The organism is Eggerthella sp. BIOML-A1, from assembly GCF_009875595.1.
Taxonomy (GTDB): Bacteria; Actinomycetota; Coriobacteriia; order Coriobacteriales; family Eggerthellaceae; genus Eggerthella; species Eggerthella lenta.
In genome coordinates this window covers 123,359-136,235 of sequence record NZ_WWRZ01000007.1, presented here as the reverse complement: position 1 = coordinate 136,235, position 12,877 = coordinate 123,359, and the positions used below count along the sequence as shown (strand labels likewise).

At 63.1% G+C, this 12,877-nt stretch carries 12 protein-coding genes; 8 read left to right on the top strand and 4 right to left on the bottom strand.

Features of this window, described 5'->3' with window-relative positions; all coding sequences use genetic code 11:
- The first annotated feature begins 8 nt into the window (after positions 1–8).
- The 4 genes from nusB to GT590_RS10690 all read left to right on the top strand — a co-directional run bounded on the left by nusB (position 9) and on the right by GT590_RS10690 (position 4,010).
- A complete protein-coding gene (gene nusB / locus GT590_RS10705; RefSeq protein ID WP_009306660.1) occupies positions 9–611 on the top strand; it encodes a transcription antitermination factor NusB in 603 nt (200 codons plus the stop codon).
- Entirely contained in the window at positions 601–861 is a 261-nt protein-coding gene (locus GT590_RS10700) for an exodeoxyribonuclease VII small subunit (protein WP_114533905.1), read from the top strand. The genes nusB and GT590_RS10700 overlap by 11 nt, the downstream gene beginning before the upstream one ends.
- Before the next feature lie 19 nt (positions 862–880).
- Positions 881–2,758: a 1-deoxy-D-xylulose-5-phosphate synthase gene (gene dxs / locus GT590_RS10695; RefSeq protein ID WP_161171084.1), complete on the top strand. Its 1,878-nt coding sequence runs from the start codon at positions 881–883 to the stop codon at positions 2,756–2,758.
- A gap of 199 nt (positions 2,759–2,957) precedes the next feature.
- Positions 2,958–4,010, top strand: coding sequence for an inorganic phosphate transporter (locus tag GT590_RS10690; RefSeq protein ID WP_009306657.1), 1,053 nt, complete (start codon positions 2,958–2,960; stop codon positions 4,008–4,010).
- A gap of 75 nt (positions 4,011–4,085) precedes the next feature.
- Here GT590_RS10690 and GT590_RS10685 read toward each other — a convergent pair whose 3' ends face one another.
- Together GT590_RS10685 and GT590_RS10680 are read right to left on the bottom strand one after the other, a co-directional pair.
- The gene (locus GT590_RS10685; protein WP_009306656.1) at positions 4,086–4,259 is read right to left on the bottom strand and encodes a YegP family protein; all 174 of its coding nucleotides are present in this window, start codon (positions 4,257–4,259) and stop codon (positions 4,086–4,088) included.
- 468 nt (positions 4,260–4,727) lie between these two features.
- Positions 4,728–5,243: a GNAT family N-acetyltransferase gene (locus GT590_RS10680; RefSeq protein ID WP_161171083.1), complete on the bottom strand. Its 516-nt coding sequence runs from the start codon at positions 5,241–5,243 to the stop codon at positions 4,728–4,730.
- Positions 5,244–5,429: 186 nt separating this feature from the next.
- Between GT590_RS10680 and GT590_RS10675 the strand changes: the two genes are divergently transcribed.
- From GT590_RS10675 to rpsA, 4 genes are all read left to right on the top strand, one after another.
- Positions 5,430–6,704: an ammonium transporter gene (locus GT590_RS10675; protein ID WP_161171082.1), complete on the top strand. Its 1,275-nt coding sequence runs from the start codon at positions 5,430–5,432 to the stop codon at positions 6,702–6,704.
- A gap of 15 nt (positions 6,705–6,719) precedes the next feature.
- Positions 6,720–7,073 (top strand): P-II family nitrogen regulator, encoded by a 354-nt coding sequence (locus tag GT590_RS10670; protein WP_161171081.1) that lies wholly within the window; start codon positions 6,720–6,722, stop codon positions 7,071–7,073.
- A 303-nt stretch (positions 7,074–7,376) separates the two neighbouring features.
- A complete protein-coding gene (locus GT590_RS10665) occupies positions 7,377–7,793 on the top strand; it encodes a Fur family transcriptional regulator (protein ID WP_009306652.1) in 417 nt (138 codons plus the stop codon).
- A gap of 256 nt (positions 7,794–8,049) precedes the next feature.
- Complete coding sequence (gene rpsA, locus GT590_RS10660; protein ID WP_009306651.1) at positions 8,050–9,267, top strand: 30S ribosomal protein S1; 1,218 nt, start codon at positions 8,050–8,052, stop codon at positions 9,265–9,267.
- A 108-nt stretch (positions 9,268–9,375) separates the two neighbouring features.
- Here rpsA and GT590_RS10655 read toward each other — a convergent pair whose 3' ends face one another.
- Together GT590_RS10655 and GT590_RS10650 are read right to left on the bottom strand one after the other, a co-directional pair.
- Positions 9,376–10,692, bottom strand: a complete 1,317-nt coding sequence (locus GT590_RS10655) for an NCS2 family permease (protein ID WP_009609316.1) — start codon at positions 10,690–10,692, stop codon at positions 9,376–9,378.
- 145 nt (positions 10,693–10,837) lie between these two features.
- Positions 10,838–12,763, bottom strand: coding sequence for an acyltransferase family protein (locus GT590_RS10650; RefSeq protein ID WP_015761231.1), 1,926 nt, complete (start codon positions 12,761–12,763; stop codon positions 10,838–10,840).
- Positions 12,764–12,877 lie beyond the last annotated feature (114 nt).

Sequence of the window (12,877 nt, the reverse complement as noted above, 5' to 3'; positions counted from 1 at the left end):
GAATCTATATGGCTGCTAAACGACATGAACGAACCAGCGCGCGCCGTGCCGCGCTCCAAGTGCTGTACACCAGCGAGATAACCGACGAGTCGCCCGCGGCAATCGCCGAGGGCGACCGTCGCCTGGAAGAAGACGGTCCGCTGCCCGAATACGCGTTGATGCTGGTGCGAGGCGTGGAGTCGCATCGCATCGCTATCGACAACCACCTTGCCGCCACGTCCGAGAACTGGTCGTTGGCCCGCATGCCCATCGTCGACCGCTCGATTCTGCGGTTGGCCACGTTCGAGATGATGTACATCGACGACGTGCCCACCTCGGTCACCATCAACGAGGCGGTTGAGCTGGCGAAGGACTTCGGTGGGGAAGACGAATCCCATCGCTTCGTCAACGGCATTCTGGGTCGTATCGCCAAGATGCTGGAGGGGGAGGAGGGCCAGGAGGCCGATGCCCCTTCTTCTTGCGATGCGGATGCCGCTGGCAACGAAGAGCCTCTGGCGATGCGGGAGAACGAAATCGCGGAACCCGAAAGCGAGCCCCTCGCGGCTCAGAAGTGCGGGTCGCCGGAGCAGGAGGGCGAGTCGCCGGAAGGAGCCTCCTCCTATGGCGCTTGAGTCGTATGATAGCTTCGAGGCGGTAAAGTCCCGCCTCGATGAAATCGTCGACGCGGTGAGCAGCGACGAGCTGGAGCTTGACGCTGCGCTCGCCTTGTACGAGGAAGCGGTAGGACTCGGGCTTCGCGCCAGCGATTTGCTCGAGGAGAACATCGAAGCGCAGCAGGGCGTCGAGGAAGCGGGCGAGCGGTCTGCCGAGTCGTCCGACGAGGCGTCTGCGCAGGAGACGGGTGCGCCGGTTTCGGCGTAGCCCCTGTTGAAGGATGCATATGGATAATCGTATTCTCGATATGGTGTCGTCCCCTGCCGATCTGAAACTGCTCACGAACGAAGAGCTGTCCATTCTGGCGCAGGAGGTGCGCGAGGAGATCGTGACGACGGCTTCTCAAACCGGCGGTCACGTTGCGTCATCGTTGGGCGCGGTGGAGATCATCCTGGCCTTGCACAGCATGCTCGATTGCCCGCACGACAAGATCGTGTTCGACGTTGGGCACCAGGCTTATGCGCATAAGCTGATCACCGGCCGCCTCGATGATTTCGGCACGTTGCGCACCTACGGCGGCCTGTCCGGGTTTCCGAAGCCCGACGAGAGCCCCTACGACGTGCATCCGTCGGGTCATGCGTCCGACTCGCTGTCGGTGGCGCTCGGTCTGGCGCAGGCGCGCGAACTCTCGGGCGGCGACGAGAAGATCGTGGCCGTCATCGGCGACGCGGCCCTGTCGGGCGGTATGGCGTTCGAAGCGCTCAACCACATCGGCCAGGCGCAGACGCCCATGGTGATCATCCTCAACGATAACGAGATGTCCATCTCGCGCAACGTGGGCGCGCTCATGAAGCACCTCGGTTACATGCGAGCCACGCCTCAGTATCGCCAAACCCGCGACTCCGTGCAGGAGGCGCTCGAGAGCAGCGGGGCTTTCGGCAGCGCGCTTGCGAACTTCGGACGCAACGTGAAGGAGTCGATGAAGCAGTTCGTCATCCCGCGCTCGATGATTTTCGAACAGCTGGGCATCCTGTGCACGGCGCCCATAGACGGTCATGATATCGGCCTGCTCAAAGAGACGTTGGCGTCCGTGATGAACACCGACGTTCCCGTGCTCGTGCACGTGGTCACGCGCAAGGGCGCGGGATACGCGCCGGCGGTCCAGAACCCTGAGAAGTTCCACGGTATCGCGCCGTTCGATATCGCGACGGGGGATGTGAAGAAGAAAGCGGCATCGGCGCCGTCGTACACGAGCGTGTTCGGCAAGGCGCTGGCCGCCGAAGCGCGACGCGACGAGCGTATCGTGGCCATCACGGCCGCCATGAAGGGCGGTACCGGCTTGGACGCGTTCGCCGAAGAGTTCTCCGATCGGTTCGTGGACGCCGGCATCGCCGAGGAGCACGCGGTGGGCCTGGCCAGCGGCTTGGCGACGGGCGGCAAGAAGCCGGTCGTGGCCATCTACTCCACGTTCTTGCAGCGAGCCATCGATCAGGTCATCATCAACAACGCGCTGCCGGATCTCGACGTTGTGTTCGCCATAGACCGCGCCGGCATCGTGGGCGAGGACGGCCCGACGCACCATGGCATGTTCGACCTCGCCTACATGCGCATGATCCCGCATATGAGGATGCTGGCTCCTTCCAACGAGGCCGAGCTCGTGCATGCGCTGCATACCGCGCTCGCGCTGGGCGGGCCTTTCGCCATCCGCTACCCGCGCGGAGCGGCCGAGGGCGTAGCCTTGCCCGACGAGCCGCAGGTTTTGGAAGAGGGGAAGGCACGCGTGGTTCGCGAAGGCGACGACGTGGCCATCCTTGCGTTCGGGCGTATGGTGCCGCGCGCCGAAGCGGCGGCCGAGCTGCTGTCCGAGAGCGGCATCGAGGCGCGCGTGGTGGACATGCGCTGGGTCAAGCCGCTCGATGCGGAAGAAATAGCCCGTGCGGCGCAAACGAAGCTCGTCGTGACGGTGGAGGGCGGCATCATCTCCGGTGGCGTAGGCGAGGCCGTGCTGGGCGAGCTGGCGCGTCAAGGCCTCGCGGTCCCCGCGCTGACGTTGGGCATCCCCGACACGTTCGTGCCCCAGGGTTCCACGAACCAGCTGTTGCACGACCTGGGCTTGGACGCCGAAGGCATCGCCGCTTCCGTGCAGGAGCGTCTCGCGCGGTAAAAACGATCGTTCTTGGCATGAAGGCGCCGGCTGCAATTGTGCAGCCGGCGCTTTTTCTCTACATTCGGCGCATCCTTCGCGCGCGTGTGACAAGCGATTTTACCTAAACTTGATCTTTCCGTTGCCTGATCCTGACATTGCATCCCTATCATTGCTCCGAGTGCTTTGTCTTCAACGTTCGGGTTCGGAGGAAACCGGCATGAGCTATGATCTGGGAGCGTTCGCCGCGGCGCTCATGGGCGACCCGGTGCTCGCCCTCATCGTCGTCCTGACGCTGGGCGCCACCGTGGTGAACGGGGCTACCGACGCCCCCAACGCCATCGCCACCGTGGTGGGCACGAAGGCTATGAGACCCGGTCCCGCCATTGCGATGGCGGCGGTATGCAACTTCGTGGGGTTGGCCGCCATCACGATGGTGTCGTCGGCTGTGGCGCTCACCATCTTCAAGATGGTCGACTTCGGCGGCGACAACCAAGCCGCCCTCATCGCGCTCGCGGCGGCCATGGTGGCCATCATCGTCTGGGGTGTGACTGCGTGGTACTTCGGCATCCCCACCTCTCAAAGCCACTCGCTCATCGCCGGCATCACCGGCGCGGCCATCGCCCTGCAGGGCGGCCTGACGGGCGTGAACGGCGACGAGTGGGTGAAGGTCGTCTACGGCCTGGTCATCTCCACATTCCTGGGCTTCGGAACTGGCTGGCTGTTCACCAGGCTCATCAAGAAGCTGTGCTGCCGCGCTTCGCGCGCGAAGGCGAACTCGTTCTTCAAATGGGCGCAGATCATCTCGGGCGCGGGCGTGGCCGTGCTCCATGGGGCGCAGGACGGCCAGAAGTTCATGTCGTTGTGCATGCTGGGTATCATGATCGGTATGAGCGGCGCGGTGGACGCGAACGTCGAGTTCCCGTTCTGGCTGATCATCCTCGTGTCTGCCACCATGGCTTTGGGCACGGCGGTGGGCGGCAAGAAGATCATCAAGTCCGTGGGCATGAACATGGTGAAGATGGAGCAGTATCAGGGCTTCGCTGCGTGCCTGTCGGCTTGCTTCTGCATCGGTCTGGCCACGTTCACCGGCATGCCCGTGTCCACCACGCACACGAAGACCACCGCCATCATGGGCGTAGGAGCCGAGAAGAGCATCCGCACGGTGAAGTGGGGTCTGGCCGGCAGGATGGTGCTCACCTGGGTGCTTACCTTCCCCGGCTGCGGTTTGCTGGCTTTCGCGTTCACGCACCTGTTTCTGATGTTCATGTAGGCGTTCGATCGGGCGGGGCTTTGGTTTGCCGCCCGGAAATGCTGCGACCCCCGGATCGGGGGTCGCTTTCATGCGTTAGTCCTCTTCCACCACTTCGGCTTCGGGCGCGTTCTTCTTGACGCTCTCGATGCCCTTCTTGCAGGAATCCTTCGTCGTGTACACCTGCGACGTGGCGATGACCTCGCCGTTGTCGGCCTTCAGCACGAAGTGGCATCCCGCGTCGGTGGTCTTGATCACGAACTTTCCCATACGATCGCACCCTTTCTCGAGTCCTTTGCCGGTACGTCGATCATACCTCGTGCAAAGTTCGACGTTCGTCCTATTCGGGAGACTAAACGTAGGGTTGAAGGTGACTCGCCGCTACCGGAGTGTCTTTCGTTTTTCCGGTTCGTCGCAGTCAAGCTCATCGATTTTGGCACGAATTCACGGTTTGGGCAGAAGGTTTAGGACTCGGAAAACTCATGACCTGGCATTATGCTGTTGCACTTGCCATGCGCTCGGCAAAATAGATGCAGATTCGTGCCCGAACCGTGAATTCGTGCCAGATTCGAGGGGCGCGACCGAAACGTTGCTGAAGCAGATGGGGGCGCGGCGGGTTCGCGCACGGATGCCGACAACGGTAGGTCGGGGTGCGCGCGGAAGCGAGGCGGTGGCAGGACGCTCGTGTCCGCAGGGGCCGCGCGAGTTCGCGAACCTGCGCGCTCGGCGCGCCGTTCGCTAGCGCTCGACGTGCTTCTCCATGATGTAGTCGTCCATGACGAAGCCGTTGCCGATATCGGTTTCCACCGCGTCGATGGTTTCGAAGCCCTTGCCGAGATAGGCGCGGATGCCCAGGTCGTTCTGCTTGTTCACCGTGAGGTACATCGCGTCCAGCCCGCGTTCGAGGCAGAGGCGCTCGTAGAAGGCGATGGCCCGCGAGGCGAATCCCTTGCCGCGCTCCTCGGCGCGCAGATACACCTTCGAGATGAAGAAGCGGTTCGTCTCGGGCTCCACGCGCCCGCCCGTGTACCCCGCGATGCGCCCGTCGTCTTCGGCGCGCATGAACCAATATTCGTAGGCGTGCTCGCGCATGTCGCGCTCGATGGCTTCCAGGCTTTGGAAGTTCTCCACCATGTAGTCGGTCTGCGCGTCGCCGATGAGGGAGGGCCAGTACTCGTGCCATATCTCGTCGGCCAGCGCGGCGAGGCGCTGTCGGTCGTCGGCGGTGCGGACGGGGTCGAATGCGATGCTCATGGAACTGCAACCTTTCGCGGATGGCGGTCGTGCGTGTTTCCCTATTGTAACGCGGGCGCTTCGTGTTTGTTACAAGACCTTTCCCAGCGTGTTAACAGTGCTCGCCGCGGCGCAATGCCAGGTCAAAGCATGGGATCATCGAATATGTTCTCGACAAGCAGCACGACGATAAGGAGGTAGATGCGTATGTTCGACGCAGGATCGACGGGCTTCATGCTGGTTTGCGCGATGCTCGTCTTTCTGATGACGCCCGGCCTGGCGTTCTTCTACGGGGGTTTGAGCCGTCGCAAGAACGTCGTGAACACGATGATCATGTCGTTTGCGGTGATCGGCATCGTCGGCGTCACATGGACGGTGTGCGGCTGGTCGTTCGCCTACGGCGGCGACGGCTCGATTCCGTTCTTCGGGGGCTTCGATCAGATCGGCCTGCAAGGACTTGTGGCCGGCATCGTGAGCGAGGCGCCCGAAGCGCTGAGTCACGACGCGTATCCCGCGATGGCCGACGTGGTGTTCCAACTGGCGTTTTGCATGATCACCACGGCCATCATCACCGGCGCGGTGGCCGGTCGCATGAAGTTCGGCGCGGTGTGCGCGTTCGTGGCCGTATGGACCGTCGTGGTGTACCCGCCGCTCGCCCACATGGTGTGGGGCGGCGAAGGCAGCCTCGTGGGCGACACCATCGGCGCGCTCGACTTCGCGGGCGGCGACGTGGTGCACATCTCGTCCGGCCTCACGGGGCTCATTCTCTGCCTGATCGCGGGCAAGAGGCGCGGGTTCGGCATGGTGAGCTACCGTCCCCACAACGTGCCGTTCGTGGCGCTGGGCGCGACGCTTCTGTGGTTCGGATGGTTCGGCTTCAACGCGGGCTCCGAGTTCGCCCCCGACGGCGTGGCGGCGCTCGCGCTGGCGAACACGGTGGCGGCGTCGGGCGCGGCGCTCGTGTCCTGGATGCTCATCGAGCGCGTGCGCGCAGGCAAGCCCACGCTCGTGGGCGCGGCGACCGGTTTGGTGGCGGGCCTCGTGGTGATCACGTCGGCGGCGGGCTTCGTGGAGCCGTGGGCCGCGGTGGTCATGGGCCTCGTCGTGTCGCCCGTGTGCTACTTCGCCGTGTCGTTTCTCAAGCGGAAGCTGGGCTACGACGACGCGCTCGACGCCTTCGGCATCCATGCCGTCGGCGGCGTCACGGGCGGCGTGCTGACCGGCTTGTTCTGCGTGCCGGAGCTGTCGTGGACCGACTTCGGCGGCCTCGTCTACACGGGAGATCCCACGCTGCTGGGCGCTCAGGTGCTGGGCATCCTCGTGACCGTGGTGTTCGTGGGCGTGCTCGACGTGGTGCTGGGCTTCGCCGTGAAGGCGTGCTTCAAGGGCAGCCTGCGCGTGAGCGAGGCCGAGGAAGCGCAAGGCCTCGACGTGGCCGCGCACGGTGAGAGCGCGTACCCGGCCTACGTGGGCCTCGACTAAAGAAGGAGTGCGACTATGAAGAAGATCACGGCCATCGTGCGGCCTGAGAAGCTGGAGCCGCTCAAGGAGGCACTGTTCGCCGCGCAGGTGTCGGGCATGACCATCTCGCAGGTGCAGGGCTGCGGCAAGCAGCACGGGTGGAAGGAGTACTACCGTGGCACCGAGGTCATGCTGAACATGATCCCGAAGGTGAAGTTCGAACTGGTGGTGGACGACGGCGAGGTGGGCCCGCTCGTCGACCTCATCCGCGCTACGGCGCGAACCGGGGAAGTGGGCGACGGCAAGATATTCGTCTTCCCCGTGGAAGACGTCGTGCGCATCCGCACCGGGGAAACCGGAGAGGATGCCGTGCAGAAGATGCGGGGCTGACCGCCCCTACGTCGCAATGCGTGACGGCTCCGTAGGGGCGGCCTGCTGGCCGCCCGTCGCTTCTCGGCGCCTCAGGGCCGGGATCCCCTTCGCGGCAGTGGTTTTCGTGATCCCGCATAGCCGAACCGGCCGTTTCTGGCGAGCGCATCGTAAGCGCCGGGCAATCGGCCGAATCGGGCCGGTTTGTGGACGTTCGCGGGAGCACGGCGGCCGCTCGGGGCGCGTGCTTGTCTTTCCATACTAATGATATATAATCCTAATTAATCAATAGTATGGGTTAGATATGCGAACGGCAGGACTATTATGGCTACGGAAAAAGCAGAGCGCGCCACGACGCGCAACACTATTCAGAGAGCGCTCGTCTTGGAGGCGGTGCAATCACTGCATAACCATCCCACCTCGGCAGACGTGTACGAGGTGGTGCGCGCGCGCCACCCCAATATTTCGCGTGCCACGGTGTACCGCAACCTCGGCGTGCTGGCGAACCGCGGGGAGGTGCTGCGGGTTGAAGTTCCCAACGGCGCCGACCGCTACGATTTCCTCAACAAGCCGCACTACCATGCGAAGTGCCGCATATGCGGCGGCGTGTTCGACATCGACATGCCCTATCAGGACGATATCGTATCGCAGGTTTCCGATGCGCACGGCTTCACCATCGAGCATCACGAGATCATTTTCGACGGTGTGTGCGCCCACTGCAAGGCCAGTGCCGAGAACTGATCGAGCCTTTTCTGCCGTGCGGAGAGAGTCGAAATTATCGTGAGGGTTCGTTAAAATGAGCACAGCGGCCGGGTGCCGCTGTGCTATACTACTATGGCTTATAGCACGGAAGCTGTAAGCATACGGTAATGTAGGCCCCCGAGACATGTTTGTTACACCGCTGCACGGGCAAGTTTCTTGCACAAGCGAACATGGTGAAGTAGCAAGTAATCATGACGAAGGGTCCCCGATTGGTAGGAATTGAAAGGGGTCCGTTTTGACCGACATCAAAAACACGTCCGTCATCGACTTCGAAGACATCTCCGATGAGCAGATGAACGCGATGATCGACGGCACGCTGACCGAGTTCGACGAGGGCGATCTGGTCGACGGCACGGTCGTCAAGATCGAGCACGACGAGGTGCTCGTCGACATCGGCTTCAAGAGCGAGGGCGTCATCCCGTCGCGCGAGCTGTCCATCCGCAAGGATGCCGATCCGTCCGACATCGTCGAGCTGGGCGAGAAGATCGAAGCCCTCGTGCTCCAGAAGGAGGACAAGGACGGTCGCCTGATCCTCTCCAAGAAGCGTGCCGAGTACGAGCGTGCTTGGATTCGCGTCGAAGAGAAGTTCAAGGCCGGCGAAGTGGTCACGGGCGAGGTTATCGAAGTCGTCAAGGGCGGCCTCATCCTCGATATCGGCCTGCGCGGCTTCCTGCCGGCATCGCTGGTCGACCTTCGTCGCGTCAAGGATCTCGACATGTACCTGGGCACCGAGATCGAAGCCCGCGTCATCGAGATGGACCGCAACCGCAACAACGTCGTGCTGTCCCGCCGCGTGCTGCTTGAGGAAGGCCGCAAGAACGAGCGCGCCGAGATCCTCGCGAAGCTGTCGAAGGGCATGCGCCTCAAGGGCACCGTTTCCTCGATCGTCGACTTCGGCGCGTTCGTCGACCTCGGCGGCATCGACGGCCTCGTGCACATCTCCGAGCTGTCCTGGAACCACGTCAACCATCCCTCCGAGGTCGTCAAGGTCGGCGACGAGGTGGAGGTCGAGGTTCTGGACGTCGATCTGCAGCGCGAGCGCATCTCGCTCGGCCTCAAGCAGACGACGGAGGATCCGTGGGTCAAGCTCGTCGAGAGCTACCCGGTGGGCACCATCGTCGACGGCAAGGTGACGAAGATCGTGCCGTTCGGCGCGTTCATCGAGCTGGGCCAGTCCATCGAGGGTCTGGTGCACATCTCCGAGATGGCCATGCGCCACATCGACACCCCGGCTCAGGTCGTGAAGGCCGGCGACGAGGTGAAGGTGAAGGTCATGGAGATCAACCCCGAGCGTCGCCGCATCTCCCTGTCCATGAAGGCCGCCGCGGCCGACCTGGGCTTCGAGATCGAAGTGGACGAGTCCATCCAGGTTGAGGAGAAGCCGGCCAAGAAGAAGGCCGAGAAGGCTGACGCTCCCGCCGAGGAAGCCGCCGCTCCCGAGGCTGCCGAATAGCCTAAGCGTCCATAACGCGTATATGAGAAGGCCGGTCGCAAGACCGGCCTTCTTTTGCTATTGGAGCCGACGACGCAAGTGCCGGCTCTTTTCTGAACGCAGACGCTTCTATGCGAAGATGAACGAAGCCAAAAACGCTAGGGCGGCTACCCACATAAGGGGCTTCACGTCGCGGAACTTGCCTTGGGCAACCTTGATGATGCAGTAGGAGATGAAGCCCAAGCCGATGCCGTTGGCGATGGAGTACGTCATGGGGATGCCCACGATGGTAAGGAATGCCGGGAATGCAGAAGCGATGTCGCTCCAATCGATTTCGCCGATCTCGGTCATCATGAGGTATCCCACCACCACAAGGGCTCCGCAGGTGGCCGAGCTGGTTACCATGCCGATAACCGGCGCGAGGAACGCGCAAGCCACGAACGCGATGCCGATGACGATGTTCGACAGGCCGGTGCGGGCACCGGCTGCCGCGCCGGAGACGGATTCCACGAACGACGTGATGGAGCTCGCCCCGATGAAGCCGCCGGCTGCCGCCGCGGCCGAATCCACGATGAGGATAGGCTGCACGTCTTCGACATCGCCTTTCTTGTCCACGAAGCCAGCGCGGCTGCCTACGGCCACCACAGTTCCCATGGTGTCGAAGAAGTCGCTCATGAGCAGGCTGAATACGAACAGCAGTAGCACGGGCTGCACGATGACCTGCGCGATGGCCAGCGTGCCCTCGGGCGTGACTTGGAACGGAGCTGCGAATGCGGAGAAGTCGGGCGCGAACGAGAAGTCGGTGACAGGAGGAGTCACGCCCATCGGAATGCCGATGATAGTGGCCGCCACGATGGAGATCAGCAGGGCGCCTTTGAGATTGACGGCGGTGAGCACCACGGCCACGATGATGGAGATGGCGGCCACAATGGCGGTCGGGCTGGTGAGATCGCCCAGCGCAAGGAACGTGGATTCGTCGGCGGCGATGAATCCACCGCCCTTCAGCCCGATGAATGCGATGAACAAACCGATGCCGATGCCGATGGCGCGTCTGAGAGATACGGGGATGGCATCCATGACGGCTTTACGCAAGCCGCAAAGCACCAGCAGCAAGATGAGGATGCCTTCCAGGAACACGACGGCCATGGCCACGCGCCAGTCCACGCCGAGGCCGAGGCACAGCGAATAGGCGACGATGGCGTTGATGCCCATCCCGGAGGCGAGCGCGATGGGACGGTTCGCGAACAGGCCCATCGCGACCGTCATGATGGCGGCGCCGAAACAGGTCGCGGTCAGTGCGGCGTTGAACGGGATTCCCGCCGCCTCCATCATCGCCGGATTCACCGCGATGATGTACGCCATGGCGAGAAACGTCGTCAGGCCGCCAATGACTTCGTTGGAGACAGTGCTGCCTCGCTCGGATATCTTAAAGAACTTGTCTAGCATGTAGAAACCCCCTCGTTGTTCGCGTGGGCCTGCGTAGCAGGATTCCCATCGTTTGTACATTGCCGCTTTCGCATTGTACAAGTCCGATTACGAAACGGGAAGGGTATAAGCGCCTTTCGAAGATGCTTCAGGCTGGCGGCGAGGGTTACTCTCGGGGCTTTAGATTGCTCGCCGCGTTCGCGGCGAGCGCGCGCACGGTGTCGGAGGAGGCTTTCTGTGCGTTGTCGGCAGCCAGTTCGAGCGGCGACTTGACCACGGCGGCTTCGTCGCTTTCGGCGTGGACGGGCAGCAGCGGTGCGACGGCATCGTGGACGAGGCCTATGTAGGCTCGCGCGCCCTCCTCGGTGAGATGGGTGCCGTCTCCGTCGAAGTACTCGTCGTGGCCGGCGCTGGCGGTGTACCAGTCGATCACGTGTACGTTGTCGTGGCGGTCGACCGCGTCGAACATGGCGCCGTTGGTCTGGCCTACCCACGATTGCGGGCTGCGGGTGTTCACGAAGAACACCTGGCGGCCGGGTCCGGTCGCTGCCACGAGTTCGTCGATCTGCTCGTCGGTGGCCGCTCCGTTCGTGCCGAGGGCGAACACCACCACGCCTCCCACGATATCCTGGTCGTTATAGTAGTCGAACGTCTCCTGGCCGGCGTACAGCTGGCGGTTCACGGCGGCGTCGATCGCGCCGTAGGGGAACGTCTCCTCGAACTGGGGGATGGCGCGCACCGAGACCGAATCGCCGATCATAAGCACGTCGAGCTTGGGCGACTCGGCCGCTGCGTCGTCGACGGGCAGCTCGGGCATCTGCGAGGTGTGGGCCTGCTCGTCCTTCAGCAGGTCGGCGGCGCCGATGGCGGAGGTGGGAGGCACCACGATAAGGCCGATCACGGCCACGATGGTCACGGCCGACCCCGCTAGGACGGGAACGACGTGGTGCTTGAGCCATGCGGGCGGATCGATTTCTTTCGAGCGCACGCCTTTCGCGAACGCTCCGATGGCCCCCTTGCGCAAGGGGTTCTCCACGAAGCGGTACGAGAACGCGGCGCAGGCGAACACGACGGCCACCTGCACGAGATACATCCACCACGGCGTCTCGCCCGTGAAGTTGCGCGGGTTCATGAGCAGGAACAGCGGGTAGTGCCACAAGTAGATGCCGTACGAACGCAGGCCTATCCATACAAGCGGCTTCGTTCCGGCGAAGCGCCCGAGCAGGCTCGCAGGATGCACCATCACCGCGATGACGACGGCGGTGAGCACGGAGGCCAGCAGGATGCCGCCGCGGTAGAGGAACGGCGAGAAGCCGTCCACGAACACGATGAGGCCCAGCAGGGCGACGAGCGCGACGATTCCCACGCCGTCCAGGACGTTGCGCACCTGCTTCGTAAGGTGCACGCTCTTCTGGGCTCCCAGCATGTGCGAGGGCCACACGAACGCCAGCCATGCGCCGATAAGCAGCGAGAACGCGCGGGTGTCGGTGCCGTAGTACACGCGGCTCGGGTCGTCCAGCGGGTTGTACAGCAGCGCCATCTCCAGCGCCGACAAGAGGGCGACGATCAGCGTGGCATTGCGCATGGTGGTGCGCTTCACGCCCGTTTTGTGGGCGACCAGCAGCACGACCGGCCAGACGAGGTAGAACTGCTCTTCGATGGCGAGCGACCAGAAGTGGGTGAGCGGCGAGGGAGCGCCCAGCGCGTCGAAATAAGAAGCATCTTGGAAGATGTACCACCAGTTCGTCACCCAGAGCAGCGCGGCCCACATGTCGTCGCGCAGCTTCGTGAGCAGGCTGTGGTCGAGCAAGGCGCAGAGTGCGGCGGTGCATACGATGACCAGCACGATGGCCGGCATGAGCCGTCGCACCCGTCGCAGCCAGAATTGCGGCAGGTTGATGGTTTCGGTGTTGTCCCACTCGATGAGCAGCAGGCTGGTTATGAGATAGCCCGACAGCACGAAGAACACCGTGACGCCCAACAGGCCTCCAGGAGCCCATTGCATCCCAAGATGGTAGGCGATAACGGCGAGGACGGCGAACGCGCGCAGTCCGTCGAGTGCGGGAATATAGCGTGATTTCGTCCCCGACATGCGAGCCTTGCCCTCCCTTCGATTCTTCGCGCCCCTCGGGCGCGAATTGCCAGTATAACAATGTTTCTACATCTCGTCCGCAACATAAAGAGGGTGAGAGATTCTTCATACGCC

What these genes read in the sequence shown, in the direction of transcription:
- GT590_RS10685 (WP_009306656.1), bottom strand. Translation starts at nt 4,259, where the DNA reads ATGGGAAAGTTCGTGATCAAGACCACCGACGCGGGATGCCACTTCGTG.
- dxs (WP_161171084.1), top strand. Translation starts at nt 881, where the DNA reads ATGGATAATCGTATTCTCGATATGGTGTCGTCCCCTGCCGATCTGAAA.
- GT590_RS10690 (WP_009306657.1), top strand. Translation starts at nt 2,958, where the DNA reads ATGAGCTATGATCTGGGAGCGTTCGCCGCGGCGCTCATGGGCGACCCG.
- nusB (WP_009306660.1), top strand. Translation starts at nt 9, where the DNA reads ATGGCTGCTAAACGACATGAACGAACCAGCGCGCGCCGTGCCGCGCTC.
- GT590_RS10670 (WP_161171081.1), top strand. Translation starts at nt 6,720, where the DNA reads ATGAAGAAGATCACGGCCATCGTGCGGCCTGAGAAGCTGGAGCCGCTC.
- GT590_RS10650 (WP_015761231.1), bottom strand. Translation starts at nt 12,763, where the DNA reads ATGTCGGGGACGAAATCACGCTATATTCCCGCACTCGACGGACTGCGC.
- GT590_RS10665 (WP_009306652.1), top strand. Translation starts at nt 7,377, where the DNA reads ATGGCTACGGAAAAAGCAGAGCGCGCCACGACGCGCAACACTATTCAG.
- GT590_RS10700 (WP_114533905.1), top strand. Translation starts at nt 601, where the DNA reads ATGGCGCTTGAGTCGTATGATAGCTTCGAGGCGGTAAAGTCCCGCCTC.
- GT590_RS10675 (WP_161171082.1), top strand. Translation starts at nt 5,430, where the DNA reads ATGTTCGACGCAGGATCGACGGGCTTCATGCTGGTTTGCGCGATGCTC.
- GT590_RS10680 (WP_161171083.1), bottom strand. Translation starts at nt 5,243, where the DNA reads ATGAGCATCGCATTCGACCCCGTCCGCACCGCCGACGACCGACAGCGC.
- GT590_RS10655 (WP_009609316.1), bottom strand. Translation starts at nt 10,692, where the DNA reads ATGCTAGACAAGTTCTTTAAGATATCCGAGCGAGGCAGCACTGTCTCC.